The sequence below is a fragment of the Pseudomonas baetica genome (assembly GCF_002813455.1).
Taxonomy (GTDB): domain Bacteria; phylum Pseudomonadota; class Gammaproteobacteria; order Pseudomonadales; family Pseudomonadaceae; genus Aquipseudomonas; species Aquipseudomonas baetica.
Genome location: NZ_PHHE01000001.1, coordinates 3,405,854 through 3,423,889, shown reverse-complemented (window position 1 = coordinate 3,423,889; position 18,036 = coordinate 3,405,854). Strand labels below are relative to the sequence as shown.

Genomic DNA, 18,036 nt, shown 5'->3' with positions numbered 1-18,036 from the left:
GGATTATCAAACTGCCAGACGCGCACGACCTTTGGCGCGACGACGCGACAGGACTGCGCGGCCGTTCTTGGTAGCCATGCGAGCACGGAAACCGTGGGTACGAGCGCGTTTGATAGTGCTTGGTTGGAAAGTACGTTTCATGTCGTGTTACCTGGTTCGTCCACAACGGGCCGGAATGGCCCCCGTTTTAAGAGACCGGGGATTCTAGAGAAAGCAAGCCTTCAGGTCAATTTCCAACCAACGTTTCCTTATAAATAGATCTCAGGGGCTTCTTCTTCTGAACACCTGCTCGCCATACATAAAAATAAAGAAAGGAATTATTTAAAGCTTTTCTGTAAAGCTTATAAAAGCTAGAGCGGCACTCGTCTGTGGATAACTGCCTCCAGACCATATTTCACTTGATGTACAGAGAATGACAACTACAGTGGGAAACCGTGGTCAGCCTGTGCTGCGCTGTCGGATAACCTGTGTGTGGAATGGTCTGTTATCCACAGGCAGGTTATCCACCGAGTTTTACCCCCACTTGTCCAGTGGCCTTAGTGGCGGTTATCCACAGAGCTTATTCACATACCGTTGGTCGCCTTTTCCCCGGTTAACGCATTGATAAATCATGAGCAGCGGGCAACCTGCATGTGGATAAGTGGACGGCTCGCCGCTACAATGGCCGCTTGTTTTTGCCTCACCGGCTTTCAACTTAGGGGATATCCGTGTCAGTGGAACTTTGGCAGCAGTGCGTGGAGCTTTTGCGCGAGGAGCTGCCTGCCCAACAATTCAACACCTGGATCCGTCCACTACAGGTCGAAGCCGAAGGCGACGAGTTGCGCGTCTACGCACCGAACCGTTTTGTGCTGGACTGGGTCAACGAAAAGTACCTGGGGCGTGTCCTTGAACTGCTGGATGAGCACGGTAACGGCATGGCGCCAGCGCTTTCCTTATTAATAGGCAGCAAGCGCAGTTCGGCACCACGTGCAGCGCCAAATGCTCCGTTGGCGGCCGCGCAGGCTTCCCAGGCTCAGGCCAATGCCGCGCCGGCAAGCACACCAGCGCCTGCCCCGACGCCTGCTCCGGCCAAGCGCTCCACGCAGAAAACCGCCGAAGTCAGTCAAGAGCCGTCCCGTGACAGCTTCGATCCGATGGCCGGGGCCGCGTCGCAACAAGCCCCGGTTCGCGCCGAACAGCGCACCGTGCAGGTCGAAGGTGCGCTCAAGCACACCAGTTACCTGAACCGCACATTCACTTTCGAAAACTTCGTCGAAGGTAAATCCAACCAGCTCGCCCGCGCGGCGGCCTGGCAAGTGGCGGACAATCCCAAGCATGGTTACAACCCACTCTTCCTTTATGGTGGCGTTGGCTTGGGTAAAACTCACTTGATGCACGCGGTGGGAAACCATCTATTAAAGAAAAACCCGAATGCCAAGGTCGTGTACCTGCATTCCGAGCGTTTCGTGGCCGACATGGTCAAGGCGCTGCAACTGAACGCAATCAACGAGTTCAAGCGTTTCTACCGTTCGGTGGACGCCTTGCTGATCGACGATATTCAGTTCTTCGCCCGCAAGGAGCGCTCCCAGGAAGAGTTTTTCCACACCTTCAACGCCCTGCTTGAAGGTGGCCAGCAGGTCATTCTCACCAGTGACCGCTACCCGAAAGAAATCGAAGGCCTTGAAGAGCGCCTCAAATCCCGATTCGGCTGGGGCCTGACGGTTGCCGTCGAGCCGCCGGAGCTGGAAACCCGCGTAGCGATCTTGATGAAGAAGGCCGACCAGGCCAAAGTCGACTTGCCACACGATGCAGCGTTCTTCATTGCCCAGCGCATTCGCTCCAACGTCCGTGAGCTGGAAGGCGCGCTGAAACGCGTGATCGCCCACTCGCACTTCATGGGCCGCGACATCACCATCGAGTTGATTCGCGAATCCCTGAAAGACTTGTTGGCGTTGCAGGACAAGCTGGTCTCTGTGGATAACATTCAGCGCACTGTCGCCGAGTACTACAAGATCAAGATCTCCGACTTGCTGTCCAAGCGCCGTTCGCGCTCGGTCGCGCGTCCACGTCAAGTCGCCATGGCGTTGTCCAAGGAACTGACCAACCACAGCCTGCCGGAAATCGGCGATGTGTTTGGCGGCCGCGACCATACGACTGTTTTGCACGCCTGCCGCAAGATCAACGAACTTAAGGAATCCGACGCGGACATCCGCGAGGACTACAAGAACCTGCTGCGTACACTGACCACTTGATGAACACCAGCGCAGCTTATTAAGGCAAGGGACTAGACCATGCATTTCACCATTCAACGCGAAGCCCTGTTGAAACCCCTGCAACTGGTCGCAGGCGTTGTCGAGCGCCGACAGACCTTGCCGGTGCTTTCCAACGTGCTGCTGGTTGTCGAAGGCCAGCAACTGTCGCTGACCGGTACCGACCTGGAAGTCGAGCTGGTCGGTCGTGTGCAACTCGAAGAGCCGGCCGAAACAGGCTCCATCACCGTGCCTGCGCGCAAGCTGATGGACATCTGCAAGAGCCTGCCCAACGATGCGCTGATCGACATCAAGGTCGACGAGCAGAAGCTGGTGGTGAAGGCCGGCCGTAGCCGCTTCACCCTGTCGACCCTGCCGGCCAACGATTTCCCGACTGTTGAGGAAGGCCCGGGCTCGCTGACCTGCAGCCTGGAGCAAAGCAAACTGCGTCGTCTGATCGAACGCACCAGCTTCGCCATGGCCCAGCAGGACGTGCGTTATTACCTCAACGGTATGCTGCTGGAAGTGTCTGAAGGCATCATCCGCGCTGTGGCCACCGACGGTCACCGTCTGGCCATGTGCTCGATGAAAGCCGATATCGGCCAGCCTGATCGCCACCAGGTGATCGTGCCGCGCAAAGGTATTCTTGAGCTGGCACGTCTGCTCACCGAGCCGGACGGCAACGTCAGCATCGTGCTGGGCCAACACCACATCCGCGCCACCACCGGCGAATTCACCTTCACCTCTAAATTGGTCGACGGTAAATTCCCTGACTACGAGCGCGTTCTGCCGAAGGGCGGCGACAAGCTGGTGCTCGGCGATCGTCAGGCGCTGCGTGAAGCGTTCAGCCGTACCGCGATTCTGTCCAACGAGAAGTACCGTGGTATTCGTCTGCAACTGGCCAGCGGTCAGTTGAAGATCCAGGCCAACAACCCGGAGCAGGAAGAAGCGGAAGAAGAAGTAGGCGTTGAATACAACGGCGGCTCTCTGGAAATCGGCTTCAACGTGAGCTACTTGCTCGACGTGCTGGGCGTGATGACCACCGAGCAGGTTCGTCTGATCCTGTCCGACTCCAACAGCAGTGCGCTGGTGCAAGAGTCCGACAACGACGATTCGGCTTACGTCGTCATGCCGATGCGTCTGTAATCAGCTGACCCTGGATGTCCTTAAGTCGTGTTTCGGTCACCGCGGTGCGCAATCTGCACCCGGTGACCTTCTCCCCCTCCCCCCGCATCAATATTCTTTACGGCGCCAACGGCAGCGGCAAAACCAGTGTTCTGGAAGCCATTCATCTGCTGGGGCTTGCCCGTTCGTTTCGTAGCACGCGTCTGTTGCCGGTCATTCAGTACGAGCAACTTGCCTGCACCGTGTTCGGTCAGGTCGAATTGGCCGAGGGTGGTCAGAGTGCGCTGGGGATATCACGCGACCGTCAGGGCGAATTCCAGATCCGCATCGACGGCCAGAACGCCCGCAGTGCTGCGCAGCTGGCGGAGATTCTGCCGCTGCAGTTGATCAACCCCGACAGCTTCCGTCTGCTGGAAGGTGCGCCGAAGATTCGCCGGCAGTTTCTCGATTGGGGCGTATTCCACGTTGAACCGCGGTTCATGGCCACTTGGCAGCGCTTGCAGAAGGCCCTGCGCCAGAGAAACTCTTGGCTGCGGCATGGTACACTTGACGCCGTTTCGCAAGCGGTTTGGGACAGGGAACTGTGCCAGGCCAGCGCTGAAATCGATGAATACCGCCGCGCCTACATCAAAGCCTTGAAACCAGTCTTTGAACAAACCTTGAGCGAGCTGGTTGAGCTCGAAGGTTTGACGCTCAGCTATTACCGAGGCTGGGATAAAGATCGGGAGTTGAGTGCCGTACTTGCCGGGTCCCTGCAACGGGACCAGCAGATGGGTCACACCCAGGCCGGGCCACAACGAGCTGATTTGCGTCTTAGATTGGGCGCACACAACGCCGCGGACATCTTGTCCCGGGGTCAGCAGAAGTTGGTGGTCTGCGCATTGCGGATTGCCCAAGGGCATCTGGTGAGCCAGGCCCGACGCGGTCAGTGTATTTATCTGGTGGATGACTTGCCGTCCGAACTGGACGAGAGCCACCGCCGTGCGCTGTGCCGTTTGCTGGAAGACTTACGCTGCCAGGTGTTTATCACCTGTGTAGATCACGAATTATTGAGGGAAGGCTGGCAGACGGAAACGCCAGTCGCTTTGTTCCACGTGGAACAGGGCCGTATCACCCAGACCCACGACCATCGGGAGTGAAGGCATTGAGCGAAGAAAATACGTACGACTCAACGAGCATTAAAGTGCTGAAAGGCCTGGATGCCGTACGCAAACGTCCCGGTATGTACATTGGTGACACCGACGATGGCAGCGGTCTGCACCACATGGTGTTCGAAGTGGTCGACAACTCGATCGACGAAGCCCTCGCTGGCCACTGCGATGACATCAGCATCATCATCCACCCGGATGAGTCCATCACCGTTAAAGACAACGGCCGTGGCATCCCGGTAGACGTGCACAAAGAGGAAGGCGTTTCCGCCGCCGAGGTCATCATGACCGTCCTCCACGCTGGCGGTAAGTTCGACGACAACTCCTACAAAGTATCCGGCGGTCTGCACGGTGTAGGCGTTTCGGTAGTGAACGCGCTGTCCGAAGAACTGGTACTGACCGTTCGCCGCAGCGGCAAGATCTGGGAACAGACCTACGTCCACGGCGTGCCTCAGGCACCGATGGCCATCGTTGGCGACAGCGAAACCACTGGCACCCAGATTCACTTCAAGCCATCGGCTGACACCTTCAAGAATATCCACTTCAGCTGGGACATCCTGGCCAAGCGTATTCGTGAACTGTCCTTCCTCAACTCCGGTGTCGGCATCGTCCTCAAGGATGAGCGCAGCGGCAAGGAAGAGCTGTTCAAGTACGAAGGCGGTCTGCGTGCGTTCGTTGAATACCTGAACACCAACAAGACTGCGGTCAACCAGGTGTTCCATTTCAACATCCAGCGTGAAGACGGCATCGGCGTGGAAATCGCCCTGCAGTGGAACGACAGCTTCAACGAGAACCTGTTGTGCTTCACCAACAACATTCCGCAGCGCGACGGTGGTACTCACCTGGTGGGTTTCCGTTCGGCACTGACGCGTAACCTGAACACGTACATCGAAGCCGAAGGTCTGGCGAAGAAGCACAAAGTCGCCACCACCGGTGACGATGCCCGTGAAGGCCTGACCGCGATCATCTCGGTGAAAGTGCCGGATCCGAAGTTCAGCTCGCAGACCAAAGACAAGCTGGTCTCTTCCGAAGTGAAGACTGCGGTCGAACAGGAAATGGGCAAATACTTCTCCGACTTCCTGCTGGAAAACCCGAACGAAGCCAAGTTGGTTGTCGGCAAGATGATCGATGCCGCCCGTGCCCGTGAAGCCGCGCGCAAGGCCCGTGAGATGACCCGTCGCAAAGGCGCACTGGACATCGCCGGCCTGCCGGGCAAGCTCGCTGACTGCCAGGAAAAAGATCCGGCGCTGTCCGAACTGTACCTCGTGGAAGGTGACTCCGCGGGCGGCTCTGCCAAGCAGGGACGTAACCGCAAGACCCAGGCCATCCTGCCGCTCAAGGGCAAGATCCTCAACGTCGAGAAAGCACGCTTCGACAAGATGATCTCGTCCCAGGAAGTGGGCACGCTGATCACCGCGCTGGGCTGCGGCATCGGCCGCGACGAGTACAACATCGACAAGCTGCGTTATCACAACATCATCATCATGACCGATGCTGACGTCGACGGTTCGCACATCCGTACCCTGCTGCTGACCTTCTTCTTCCGTCAGTTGCCGGAGCTGATCGAGCGTGGCTACATCTACATCGCCCAGCCGCCGCTGTACAAGGTCAAGAAAGGCAAGCAAGAGCAATACATCAAAGACGACGACGCCATGGAAGAGTACATGACGCAGTCGGCCCTGGAAGATGCGAGCCTGCACCTGAACGAAGAAGCGCCAGGCATTTCCGGCCCGGCGCTGGAACGTCTGGTGAATGACTTCCGCATGGTGATGAAGACCCTCAAGCGTCTGTCGCGCCTGTACCCACAGGAGCTGACCGAGCACTTCATCTACCTGCCGGCCGTCAGCCTTGAAAAGCTCGGCGACCACGCTGCGATGCAAGACTGGCTGGCTCAGTACGAAGTCCGTCTGCGTACCGTCGAGAAGTCCGGTCTGGTCTACAAGGCCAGCCTGCGTGAAGATCGTGAACGTGGCGTGTGGCTGCCAGAGGTCGAATTGATCTCCCACGGCCTGTCGAACTACGTGACGTTCAACCGCGACTTCTTCGGCAGCAACGACTACAAAACCGTCGTCACCCTCGGCGCTCAACTGAGCACCCTGCTCGACGAAGGTGCGTACATCCAGCGTGGCGAGCGCAAGAAAGCGGTCACCGAGTTCAAGGAAGCACTGGACTGGCTGATGGCGGAAAGCACCAAGCGTCACACCATCCAGCGATACAAAGGTCTGGGCGAAATGAACCCGGATCAACTGTGGGAAACCACCATGGACCCAAGCGTGCGCCGCATGCTGAAAGTCACCATCGAAGACGCCATTGGCGCAGACCAGATCTTCAACACCCTGATGGGTGATGCGGTCGAACCTCGTCGTGACTTCATCGAGAGCAATGCGTTGGCGGTTTCCAACCTGGATTTCTGATCCCGTGTAGGTTCACTGAATAGTTGCATATTTTCACAAATAAATGGTTCTACAACCCCCGGGTTATGGACCATATTAAAAAGGCCCGCTTAAAGCGTAATGCTGTTCACTTAAGCATTTGAATCCTCGCCGGGCTTCTTCGAAAATCCGATGTCAGATCTCTGGCATCGGATTTTTTATGTCTGTTCAACAGGACTTGCTCGACCTCGGCGACCTTTTCAACTTCTGTGACTTGAGCACATTCACTCAAAATATTCCCATCGAGTGGGTCGCGTCTGCGCTGGATCTGTCCAGCCAAGCCACTATCCGACGGCGTCGCTTGCCTGCCGACCAAGTGCTCTGGCTGGTGCTCGGCATGGCATTGTTTCGCGACGAGCCGGTTCATGAGGTCGCCCGACGTTTGAACATCTGCGCCCAAGGTCTGGCTTCTGACCATCTGTTGGCCCGTAGCGGTGTGACCGAGGCCCGCAAGCGGCTGGGGGCCGACCCGGTTGAGTGGTTGTTTCGCAAAACGGGTACTCAATGGGGCGCGCAGCGCTATCCCGATGATGCCTGGCAGGATCTGCAAGTATTTGCAGTCGATGGTGCGCTTCTGCGCACGCCGGATACGCCGGAGTTGCGAGACCATTTCGGTTCTGGAAACACCTCGACCGACCGCCAGACTCCCTTTCCCATGCTGCGCCTGGTGGCGCTGATGAATGTGCGTTCACACCTGATCCTGGATGCACAGCTTAGCCCTTACCGACGCAGCGAAATGCGTCTGGCCGATGAGTTTTTGCAGCAGATCCCCGACCACTCCGTGACGTTGTTCGATAAAGGGTTCTGGAGCGCCGATCTCATGCTCAGCCTGAGCGGCGACGGCAGTCACCGTCATTGGCTGATTCCGGCAAAAAAGGGATTGGTTTGCGAGGAGGTAGCCCGTTACAACGAGCATGATCGTTTGGTGCGTATGAAAGTGTCGCCGCAAGCCAGAAAGCGAAATCCGACTCTTCCTACACACTGGGAGGCGCGTGAAGTCAGTTATGAAATTCAAGGCAAAGTAAAAACAGTCATGACGTCGTTGCCGGCCAAGATCTACAGCACCAAGTCTGTTGCCAAGCTTTATCAGGAGCGCTGGGAAATCGAATTGGGCTTCAGGGATATCAAAAGCTCAATGCAGCAAAACGCAATGACCTTGCGCAGCAAAAAGGTCGATCTGATCTACCAGGAAGTGTGGGGGTTGTTGCTGGCTTACAACGTGATTCGTCGGGAGGCAAGTCAGGCAGCAGTCGCGTTTGGTCGAGCGCCGTCGGACATCCGTTTCAAGCCGGCTTGCCAGTACATCGCCGTGCAGTTGATCGTGATGGCAGCGGCCAATCCTGTTTCAGCGACGGGTAGACGGTTGGCGGAACTTAGAAAAGGCGTTGGCGGGCTGTTTCTGGATCACCGCCCAAGGCCTTCGAGGCCAAGGACGGTGAAGATTTCAAAAACCCGGTTTCCGGTGGACCGTAAGGCTGCTCCGCTTAAGTGAACAGCATTACGCTTAAAGCGGGCTTTTTTTTCATTTGAAAAAAAGGTCGAACAAGCTACCAGCTCGTTGGCACGAGTGAATAAAAATAGAACTGCATGGAGTGCGATGCAAATTAGATTAACAACTTGGAATGATAAGAAAGAGTTGGGAGCGGAGTATGAATTTTAGATTCGAGGGGGCGTTTAAATTGAATAAATGAGTACATGTTTAATTTCAGTGGATATGAAAATAGCAAAGGATTTTTAATCGTTATAGCGTTGCTTAAGTATAAGTACATTATATCTTGCTAGTTTCGTTGGTAGACCAACCACATGATAGCGAAGTCAAAAAACATGTGGGTTTTAGGTGTGAATAATGGATTTTCCTACCATGCTGGAATACTATTTAATGCCTGAGTCTTCAGGTAAAAAACTGTTGTGATAGTGAAATCAAAACGTTACTGAAAATCATTGAAGCTAAATCTTAATTCTCGAATTTCAAGAGATAGCGCATTTAGAGGATAACCGTATAACGGAAGCCCACGTAAATTATGCTAGCTATAAAGGCAGATAAGAAAATGAAGAGCAGGAGGTGTGAAATGTAAAAACGCGACCAAAACCTAGGGGCTTTGACCGCGCTGATTTGAAGCAGAATTGCTGGCTTGGAAACCGCAATTTCAGCTTTTTTTCAGATCCTGTCAATCCCCTCCCATCATTTCGACTTTATCGAGGCTACTCGACGGGGAAGTGTTGCCTGTCGGTTGTGGTCCTGATTAACGGCCTGTACCCGTCTTTCGAGGTGCAGCGACGGTGCACGTCTATGGAGGTGTGCGATGGCAGTACGTAAGGTGGTTACTCGCAGCTCATGTCATTTCAGGGGCTACTTCCCTTCTCTGAAAAATGGTCATCCCGTGGCCTGGGAGTCCCAGCTGGAGGGAGGATTTTTTCGGTTACTCGAGCTATCCCCAGATGTTGTTCGCTATGAAGTGCAGCCATCTCGGGAAAGGTTTCGATTGGGCGATTCGCTCGTAGATTACGTTCCTGATCTCCGCGTTTTTCTCGTAAACGGTGGAGAGTGGTGGTTCGAAGTGAAGCCAGAGAAAAAGCTTCTGATCAGAAGCGTTAAGCAAAAATTGGATGCAGCCAAGGTCCACTTTTCTGCAACTAACCGTAACTTTTCAGTAGTTACGGATAGCCAGATTTGGCGAGAGCCACTGGCGAAAAACTTAAGGAATATCTTGTATCACCGACGCGGTCCTTTGCCCTCGAATTCCGATCGTGCGCAAGTTTTTTTAAAACTAAATAAATACGAGCCCCAGATATTTGGAGAAGTAGTATCAATATATGGAGAAATGGAAGCTTGGCGTTTACTAGGGCTATGTATCATCGGTGTGGACTTGGAAAAGCCGCTGACTCAGAAAACACAGGTCTTTCTATCTGGAGGACATCGCCATGCAAACCTTTTTGCTTAAGGCGAAGCTAGTTGTTGTTATCAATGGTACACAAATGTCGCTTCAGCGGCGGCTAATCGACAGACGTTTGCTTTTCTTTGATGAGTTGGGCGAGCCAACGACTTTGACCGAATATGAGTTTCAGCGTGGTTATGAGCGACGGGAAATTGAAATTAGCGCAGACCAACCATATCTAGGGGAGGCTCCACATGTGAGGAATGTTGCCCCGGATTTGACTTGTTTCCCTTTGAAACACGGTGAAGAAGCTTTACGCCGTCGTAGATATCTAGAAGGCGTATTGGAGGGCAATACCATTTTACCTAATAAAGAATCGTTGAAAGAAAAATTAGCAGAGGTTGCAGTCAAGCATCGAAGATGCATCTGTTCCTTCTGTTTCTACGCTTCGAAGATGGTATTCAAGATTTGTGGGTGGCAGTGTTATAAAACTTATTCCAAAACATACTGATAAGGGGAGGTCTGTAGTGGTCAACTAATCCCGGACACGACGTTAAGTTTTTCTTCGGCCCGAGCTGGCGCCAACCCACCGTTGAATTGATGGGGTCGAACCCAGTTGTACTGATGCATCAAGAAGTGACTGATATCGCGCTGGGCTTCTTGAGCCGTTCTGTAACCCGTGGTCGGTATCCATTCCGTTTTCAAGCTGCGAAACACGCGCTCCATTGGCGCGTTGTCCCAGCAATTTCCCCGCCGGCTCATGCTCTGGCGCATCCGATAACGCCACAGCCGCTGGCGAAATAGACGACTCGCATACTGTGACCCTTGATCCGAGTGAAACAGCAGGCCTTGAGGTTTGCCTCGTTGCTCGTAAGCCATATCCAGCGCCTTGATAACCAGATCGGCGTCCGGCTTTTCCGACAACGCCCAGCCCACTACCCGGCGTGTGCAAAGATCCAGCACGACAGCCAGGTAATGCCATTTCCCCTGGGCCCAGATGTAGGTGATGTCGCCGCACCACACCTGGTTGGGTGCCGGAACATCGAACTCCCGATTCAAGATGTTCGGGATATCCAACCGTTCAACTGTCGCTCGTTTATAGGCATGTGATCCGGGCTGTTTACTGACGAGTTCAAGCTCGCGCATCAGGCTGCGCACTTTGAATCGACCGAGCTGCTCACCGTCGTCACGCATCAGCGACAGGATGCTGCGGCTGCCCGCAGCACTGCGACTTTGCGAGAACAGCTCGCTCACCCGGCTGCGCAACCGCAGCCGTTCGACATCAGGTGTTCGGCGCCTAAGGGTAAGCGGCCAGCGAACACACCTTCAGAAATCCGGAATTAAGGGCGATGGTGTCCGCCTATTTTTAAGCGGACGCGATCACCCTTATCGCCAGGATTTCCATGCGCCAACGAAGCTCCTATCCCAAACCCTTCAAGGCCCAGGTTGTGCAGGAATGCCTGAAACCCGGTGCCTCAGTTTCCAGCGTCGCCATCAGCCACGGCATCAATGCCAACGTGATTCGCAAGTGGCTGCCGATTTACCGTGATAAACCTGTCGCGCCACTTCCCGCGTTTGTACCGCTGCAACCAATGCCTAAACGGCACGCTGATGAAGCGGTGGTGATCGCACTGCCGCTGGGCGACAAAGCCATCACGGTCAAATGGCCCATCACCGACCCGGACGGCTGCGCACGTTTTATCCGCAGCCTCTCGCAATGATACGCATCGACGCCATCTGGCTCGCCACTGAGCCCATGGACATGCGCGCCGGCACCGAAACTGCGTTGGCCCGCGTGGTCGCCGTGTTCGGTGCGGCGAAGCCGCACTGCGCTTATCTGTTCGCCAACCGCCGGGCCAACCGGATGAAGGTGCTGGTGCACGATGGCGTGGGCATCTGGCTTGCCGCACGGCGTTTGAACCAAGGCAAGTTTCACTGGCCTGGCACTCATCGCGGTTTGGAAGTCGGGCTCGACGCTGAACAACTTCAAGCGCTGGTGCTCGGTTTGCCATGGCAGCGAGTTGGCGCTAACGGCGCAATCACAATGATTTAGCCTTGCTTTTCAGCTGTGGCAGGTGGATCGCTTTGGTAAAATCCACGGCATGACTTCCTCTCCCAATCTCGACCAAATGACACCCGAACAACTGCGCGCACTCGCTGCGCAGTTGCTGTCGAAGGTCGACACCATGGGCCGAAAAATCCATCGTGACGAGACGATCATCGAGCAGCTCTCTCACGAGATTGCCATCCTCAAGCGGCACAAGTTCGCCAAGCGCAGCGAACAGATCAGCCTGGCGCAAGGCAACTTGCTCGATGACCTGCTCACCACTGACCTTGAGGCTATCGAGGCAGAACTGAACGCGCTTCGTCCCGCCCCAACGTCGGACGAAACCCGCCAAAAACCCAAGCGCGCGCCGCTGCCGCCGCAGTTCCCACGTACCGTCATTCGTCACGAGCCAGAGAACACCCAGTGTGTCTGCGGGTGTCAGCTTCAGCGCATCGGCGAAGACGTCAGCGAGAAGCTGGATTACACGCCGGGCGTGTTTACCGTTGAGCAGCATGTACGTGGAAAGTGGGCCTGCCGCCAGTGCGAAACACTGATCCAAGCACCGGTGCCGGCCCAGGTGATCGACAAGGGCATCCCGACCGCAGGCCTGCTGGCGCATGTGATGGTGGCCAAATTCGCTGATCATCTGCCGCTGTACCGGCAAGAAAAGATCTTTGGCCGTGCAGGCCTGGCGATCCCGCGTTCAACGCTGGCTCAGTGGGTGGGCCAAACTGGCGTACAGCTACAACCGCTGGTGGATGCACTGCGCGAAGCGGTGCTGGCTCAGCGAGTCGTGCATGCCGATGAAACGCCGGTGCAGATGCTGGCGCCCGGCGAGAAGAAAACGCACCGAGCTTATGTCTGGGCTTATTGCACCACGCCGTTCTCGGCACTGAAGGCCGTTGTCTACGACTTCAGCCCCAGCCGTGCTGGCGAACATGCACGGAACTTCCTTGGCACGTGGAACGGCAAGCTGGTCTGTGATGACTTCGCGGGTTACAAGGCCAGCTTCGAGCTGGGCATCACCGAAATCGGCTGCATGGCGCATGCCCGCCGTAAGTTCTTCGACCTGCATGTGACGAACAAAAGCCAGTTGGCCGAGCAAGCGCTGCACTCAATCGGCGGGCTGTACGAAGTTGAACGGCAGGCCAAAGACATAAGTGATGAAGAACGATGGCGATTACGCCAAGAAATAGCGGTGCCCATTGCACAGAAATTACATGAGTGGATGCTGGCTCAGCGCGACCTCGTGCCCGAGGGCTCGGCCACGACCAAGGCTCTGGATTACAGCTTGAAACGCTGGGTAGCGCTGACGCGCTACCTGGATGATGGTGCCGTGCCCATCGACAACAACCCGGTGGAGAACACGATCAGGCCATGGGCGCTTGGGCGCTCCAATTGGTTGTTCGCAGGGTCTCTGCGCAGTGGCAAACGAGCGGCAGCGATCATGAGTTTGATCCAGTCGGCACGCATGAACGGGCATGATCCGTACGCGTATCTCAAGGATGTACTGACGCGATTGCCGACGCAGAAAGCCAGTGAGATCGAGCATCTACTGCCGCATCAATGGATGCCTGGCTGATCTACGCAAGGCGTATTCCCCATACGCTTACGCCTAAGGCGCTGGGCGTAGTAGCACGAACGGGTGACTTCAAACACCTTGCACAGCCAATCAATCGGCTCATGGACGCTCAGCTGATTGATCAGCGCGTACGCTCGTGATCTTCCGACATCAAGAGCGCGGTAGCCTTTTTTAATATCGATTTTTCCCGTTCAAGGCGGGCAATCCGGGCTTCCAGCTCCTGGATTTTCTGCTGTTCCGGAGTCAGCGCTTTGCTCTGTGGAGTGACGCCTTGGCGCTCCTGCTGAACCTGATCAACCCAGCGGCGCAGGGCCGATTCGCCGATGCCGAGTGAACGGCTGGCTTCGATGTAGCTGTAGTTTTGTTTGAGTACGAGGTCGGCAGCCTCGCGCTTGAATTCAGCAGAAAAGGAACGGCGTTGTTTGGTCATCTGACACCTCGATCTGGCGAGCATTCTCGCCTAAATGGGTGTCCGGTTTCATTAGACCACTACACAGTGCCTGCTTCGCCCCCCGAGAGGCCGTCGGTCGCCAGCTGTCACTCGATATTGCTTCAGAAAGTATTGATGGACTACGAGCATCCATGCGAAATGCGAGCCCGGAAGAGTCAATCGAGATTGCTTTGGAATTGGCGGAGCCACGTGTTCTACGCATTGCTGCAGAGCAAGTTGCGAACGAACCGCGATTAATAGGTACGCTCAACTTTGCAACCAGACCAGCTCAAGAGCTATGGAACTATGCCATTTCTATCAACGCTGAAGCGTGGCAAGGGCCGCTTTACCCACAACGCTCTTTCTTTACTGTCATTCAGAACTTGCTCGACGGAGGGGCGGCTAGCATCGAGCTAGTCACCTCACTATCCAAATCTCCACTCGCTGACCTCAGCGGATTCCCTCGGGCTGCAGAGGTCTGGCACCGACTACCAGACCTGGCAAGGGCCAACTGCTTACGAGCTACGGCAACAGTTTGGCTACAGCGCGCTGTGGAAGGTGATGCCTGTAAACCCGACCCGGAGCTTGAAACCGCGATCCTAAACTCTAACGGCCTGGATAGCACACTACAAAGTTTGGCTGCGAGTTTCGGTAAGATTGTTCGTATTATTGAGAGCTTAGACAGTTTCGATGAGCATCGTTTCATTCGCTGGTTTGATGACTGGATCTTGTTGCGGCACCAAGTGGCCATCGCTGATGCACAGGCACTAGGCAAAATCATCCTTAGTCGTCGGTGGGCGCAAGCAGTGGACAAACTGGTTCCGCTTGTGCGGCAGGGACGAGCTGATGTGAAGCCGGCGTTGGTAATATGTCAAACCATGGTCAGCCTTTTTTGGCGATTGTTGCTCGGCTTGTCGTCAGCTGCCCAAACGGATAAGTGGGCAGTTCTCGAAGAACTTGCGGCGTATCTTTATCCAAATGGGCCGGATGAGGCCGGGTTATGGGATCGGGCAGGAGGACGCGACGCCGATTTGGAAAGCTTTGGCACTGGCCGAAATCGGTGGCGAGCTGCGATTGGACAGATCCAGCGAGGACGTGGACCCCGTGTAAGCAGGTTACTCGAAGAAATGCGCAGGGACTTCTACTCAAATGACCAAATCCGCGAACTGCAAGCGAGCCGGATATTCTGAAGCGGTTTTATAAAAGCGATAGGTTGAGGGACATAATGGACGAGCATGAGCAAATAGAGCTGACTAAAGGTGCCGGTTTTTCGAGCGGTCACGCCCTAATTATCGCCATATCAAACTATCCCAAGGTTCGACCACTGCCAGCTGCAGTGCTGAACGACGCGCGTGACATGTTCGCCACGCTGACGTCCCCCTCGCACTGCGGCTTTGACCCGGCCAATGTAAGGGTATTAGTGGACAGCCAAGCGACACTGGAGGCTATTCGCCGAGAACTTGATGGGCTCGCAAAACGGGCCACGCTCGACGACACAGTGATGATCTTCTTTTCGGGGCACGGAGCTCGTTTTGACGATTCGGCTGACGCGGCAAGTGCATTGATTCCAGTCGACTGCGATCCAGAAAATTTTTCCGCGAGTACTCTACCGGAGGCTGAGTTTTCTTCAGCTCTTGCCCGCATCAAAGCCAGACGACTTGTGGTTTTTATCGACGCGTGCCATTCCGGCGCGAGTACAAGCTTCAAAGACATCAACGATACTCCTGCAGCACTAGGTTTTAGCGAGAAATCGTTAGCCCGATTGGCTGAGGGGGCCGGACGTGTTCTGGTCGCATCGTCTCGGGCATCCGAGTTTTCACTCGTGCTTGGAGGTGCTCGTAACAGCCTCTTCACCGAACACCTATTGGGGGCGTTGCGCGGTGAAGCTCGTACGCATGGTGATGGACTAATTAGGGTGTTTGAGGTTTTCAACTACGTCGCAGAAAAAGTACGAATGGCAGCGCCTGGGCAACAACATCCAATCTTCAAGGCGAGCGATCTTGAGGATAATTTTCCTATTGCTTTGGATTGCGGCGGTGCGAAGAATATAGCTTACATTGGTAGCTATAGCCTAGATCACGAAATCTGGCGCCAATTGGAAGAAATTTTCTGTGACCTCTATCCTGCTGGCCCGCAGGATCAAGAAATCTGGTTGCGCGCCGGCGGGGACACCTCTCGTCTCCGTCTAACCGGTTCCGGGCGTGCAAACTGGTTTACTGCACTACGCACTATGCGACAAGGTGGAGGGGGGAGTGGTATCAACCAAGCTTCACTTATCAAGGCGGCTTTGGAAGAGTTCCCTCACCATCAAGAACTGATCCAACTTCAGGGATAAACGAGTTGTAAATGGGGCGACGTGCCCCTCTCTCCCACCCCTTACAGCTGCAAGTCAAATCGGCTCTCTTACTGAAGTCGTCATGCATGCCACCTTGTAGCATCACCTGCATGCGCGCTCCACGTCTGTAGTTCCATGGCTTCCTCTACTGAGTGCACAAGCCTCGTTGATAACGGCCAAGCTGAGAAAAATACGTCTGTTCGAAGAGATCATCTATTTTGTGAATCCAGTAGGCTTTTCTCATTTTTTCTGTGGTTCCTCCGCTCCGAGCTCACAGAAAAGGTGACTTTTTCGCAGCGTTTGCTGGGCCTTTAGCATCATCTATTTTGTGAACCTACATCCCGTGTAGGTTCACACAATAGTTGATCATTTTCACAAATACATGATCGACGGACTCAAATGCAAAAAGGCCAATTCATTGAATTGGCCTTTTTTATTTCCTAGAAAATTCGATTTCTATCCTGCTCTCCCGGTTAATTGGCGACCAAACTCATGGGGTGGAAGCGGAGGACTGCCTAGATATAGGCGTGTTCAGAGCTGATTGGCTGTCGTGAGATGAGCACGTCTGTAGTGGTGGAGTACTTGAATTGGAAGGCTGCACATTACTGACAGCGCACCCTTGGACACAGTGAAAACTTGGGTTATTGGTTCTGCCGTCCTACGCTTATCCCAGATGTAAATGGCCAGTTTGGACACTGTCCAGGCTTTAGGCTCGGAGTCTGCAGCTAGTATTGCTGTGACTGCCGCTTGCCCCATCTGGGAATCTCCTTCAGTTGCCATTCTATATAGATCGGCTGAATATTCGCGATATGTGCCGCTTGGTGCGCTACTACGGAATGACCCCTTTCCTTGGTCAGTCACGGCGCCCAAAGGAATGATTGTCCAGACTACATCTGCTTGTGTAACTCAATTGAGCGATTGAATGCGATAGAGGCCGGAGTTCCGCATAAGGAAACGCATTAACGCCTCATTGCCATCCTGCGCAAGAAGTTGCGCAGTAGGTCATAATATTTTAGGGGTAAAAGTCCCTGGAGGCCACGCCGTTCTTGGTCTGCAGCCAAGTGCGCAAGAAGTTGCGCAGTACTGCGCAACTTCTTGCGCACTTTCCTCCCTTTATCTCGGTGAAAAACGAGCTGAGTGACGATCCATGCCGTTTTAGGCCCCGGTTCCCGGGCACTTCGAAAAACCTGGCACGGTCATTGATGGCAGTCGGCCACCCATCGGGCGATTTCGCCTCCCGGGCACCCTAAATTTATCCGCAAGGAGAGCACCCCATGGCAACACCAGCGTACATGTCGGTTACCGGCGAAAAACAAGGCCTGATCACTGCCGGCGCATTCACCGCTGACTCCGTTGGCAACACCTACCAGGAAGGCCACGAAGACCAGGTCATGGTTCAGGCTTTCAGCCACGACGTGATCATCCCGCGTGACCCGCAATCCGGTCAGCCAACCGGTCAGCGCGTTCACAAGCCAGTTGTGATCACCAAGGTCTACGACAAGGCTTCGCCTCTGCTGCAAGCCGCTCTGACTTCCGGCGAGCGCATGAGCGAAATCGTTATCCAGTGGTTCCGTACTTCGGCTCAAGGTACTCAAGAGCACTACTACACCACCAAGCTGGAAGACGCGATCATCGTCGCCATCAACAACAAAATGCACAACTGCCAGGATCCAGGCAACTCGCACTTCACCCACCTTGAAGAAGTGCAGTTCACCTACCGAAAAATCACCTGGACTCACGAAGTATCCGGTACTTCGGGTTCCGATGACTGGCGTGCTCCAGTCGTTTAATCGCGGCTGATGGTTTTACTGCCTCGGCCGGTTTCGCCGGTCG

General features: G+C 54.9%; 14 protein-coding genes and 2 pseudogenes. 13 read left to right on the top strand and 3 right to left on the bottom strand.

The window, feature by feature from the left end; translation table 11 throughout:
* Positions 1–6: 6 nt before the first annotated feature.
* Entirely contained in the window at positions 7–141 is a 135-nt protein-coding gene (gene rpmH / locus ATI02_RS15535; RefSeq protein ID WP_003213577.1) for a 50S ribosomal protein L34, read from the bottom strand.
* Between the two features lie 566 nt (positions 142–707).
* Between rpmH and dnaA the strand changes: the two genes are divergently transcribed.
* The 7 genes from dnaA (at position 708) to ATI02_RS32025 (ending at position 10,320) form a co-directional block, all read left to right on the top strand.
* Entirely contained in the window at positions 708–2,231 is a 1,524-nt protein-coding gene (gene dnaA, locus ATI02_RS15530) for a chromosomal replication initiator protein DnaA (RefSeq protein WP_095188725.1), read from the top strand.
* 39 nt (positions 2,232–2,270) lie between these two features.
* On the top strand, positions 2,271–3,374 hold the full coding sequence (dnaN, locus tag ATI02_RS15525; protein ID WP_007911887.1) for a DNA polymerase III subunit beta: 1,104 nt from the start codon (positions 2,271–2,273) through the stop codon (positions 3,372–3,374).
* A gap of 14 nt (positions 3,375–3,388) precedes the next feature.
* Positions 3,389–4,492, top strand: a complete 1,104-nt coding sequence (gene recF / locus ATI02_RS15520; RefSeq protein ID WP_095188726.1) for a DNA replication/repair protein RecF — start codon at positions 3,389–3,391, stop codon at positions 4,490–4,492.
* A 5-nt stretch (positions 4,493–4,497) separates the two neighbouring features.
* Positions 4,498–6,915 carry a DNA topoisomerase (ATP-hydrolyzing) subunit B gene (gene gyrB / locus ATI02_RS15515; RefSeq protein ID WP_100846723.1) on the top strand — a complete coding sequence of 806 codons (2,418 nt, stop codon included), beginning with the start codon at positions 4,498–4,500 and terminating at the stop codon, positions 6,913–6,915.
* Positions 6,916–7,093: 178 nt separating this feature from the next.
* Complete coding sequence (locus tag ATI02_RS15510; RefSeq protein WP_100846722.1) at positions 7,094–8,425, top strand: IS4 family transposase; 1,332 nt, start codon at positions 7,094–7,096, stop codon at positions 8,423–8,425.
* 811 nt (positions 8,426–9,236) lie between these two features.
* On the top strand, positions 9,237–9,875 hold the full coding sequence (locus ATI02_RS15505; RefSeq protein ID WP_100846721.1) for a TnsA endonuclease N-terminal domain-containing protein: 639 nt from the start codon (positions 9,237–9,239) through the stop codon (positions 9,873–9,875).
* Positions 9,856–10,320 carry a hypothetical protein gene (locus ATI02_RS32025; RefSeq protein WP_146166053.1) on the top strand — a complete coding sequence of 155 codons (465 nt, stop codon included), beginning with the start codon at positions 9,856–9,858 and terminating at the stop codon, positions 10,318–10,320. The genes ATI02_RS15505 and ATI02_RS32025 overlap by 20 nt, the downstream gene beginning before the upstream one ends.
* Before the next feature lie 20 nt (positions 10,321–10,340).
* Here the strand turns inward: ATI02_RS32025 and ATI02_RS15500 are convergent.
* Positions 10,341–11,108: pseudogene (locus ATI02_RS15500) on the bottom strand (IS3 family transposase); the annotation flags it as partial.
* A gap of 104 nt (positions 11,109–11,212) precedes the next feature.
* Between ATI02_RS15500 and tnpA the strand changes: the two are divergent.
* The 3 genes from tnpA to tnpC are packed head-to-tail and all read left to right on the top strand — an operon-like array spanning position 11,213 to position 13,438.
* The gene (gene tnpA / locus ATI02_RS15495; RefSeq protein WP_095188479.1) at positions 11,213–11,530 is read left to right on the top strand and encodes an IS66-like element accessory protein TnpA; all 318 of its coding nucleotides are present in this window, start codon (positions 11,213–11,215) and stop codon (positions 11,528–11,530) included.
* Complete coding sequence (gene tnpB, locus ATI02_RS32710; protein WP_157815118.1) at positions 11,527–11,862, top strand: IS66 family insertion sequence element accessory protein TnpB; 336 nt, start codon at positions 11,527–11,529, stop codon at positions 11,860–11,862. Before tnpA ends, tnpB begins: the two co-directional genes overlap by 4 nt.
* Before the next feature lie 49 nt (positions 11,863–11,911).
* Positions 11,912–13,438, top strand: coding sequence for an IS66 family transposase (tnpC, locus tag ATI02_RS15485; protein ID WP_095188477.1), 1,527 nt, complete (start codon positions 11,912–11,914; stop codon positions 13,436–13,438).
* Between the two features lie 26 nt (positions 13,439–13,464).
* On the opposite strand, the pseudogene ATI02_RS15480 reads toward tnpC, so the two are convergent.
* Positions 13,465–13,868 (bottom strand): annotated as a pseudogene (locus tag ATI02_RS15480) (transposase); the annotation flags it as partial.
* Between the two features lie 152 nt (positions 13,869–14,020).
* On the opposite strand from ATI02_RS15480, the gene ATI02_RS15470 reads away from it, so the two are divergent.
* The 3 genes from ATI02_RS15470 to ATI02_RS15455 all read left to right on the top strand — a co-directional run bounded on the left by ATI02_RS15470 (position 14,021) and on the right by ATI02_RS15455 (position 17,993).
* A complete protein-coding gene (locus ATI02_RS15470) occupies positions 14,021–15,058 on the top strand; it encodes an effector-associated domain EAD1-containing protein (protein ID WP_100846719.1) in 1,038 nt (345 codons plus the stop codon).
* Between the two features lie 35 nt (positions 15,059–15,093).
* A complete protein-coding gene (locus ATI02_RS15465) occupies positions 15,094–16,203 on the top strand; it encodes a caspase family protein (RefSeq protein WP_100846718.1) in 1,110 nt (369 codons plus the stop codon).
* A gap of 1,274 nt (positions 16,204–17,477) precedes the next feature.
* Positions 17,478–17,993 (top strand): Hcp family type VI secretion system effector, encoded by a 516-nt coding sequence (locus ATI02_RS15455; protein ID WP_007919523.1) that lies wholly within the window; start codon positions 17,478–17,480, stop codon positions 17,991–17,993.
* Positions 17,994–18,036: the final 43 nt, after the last annotated feature.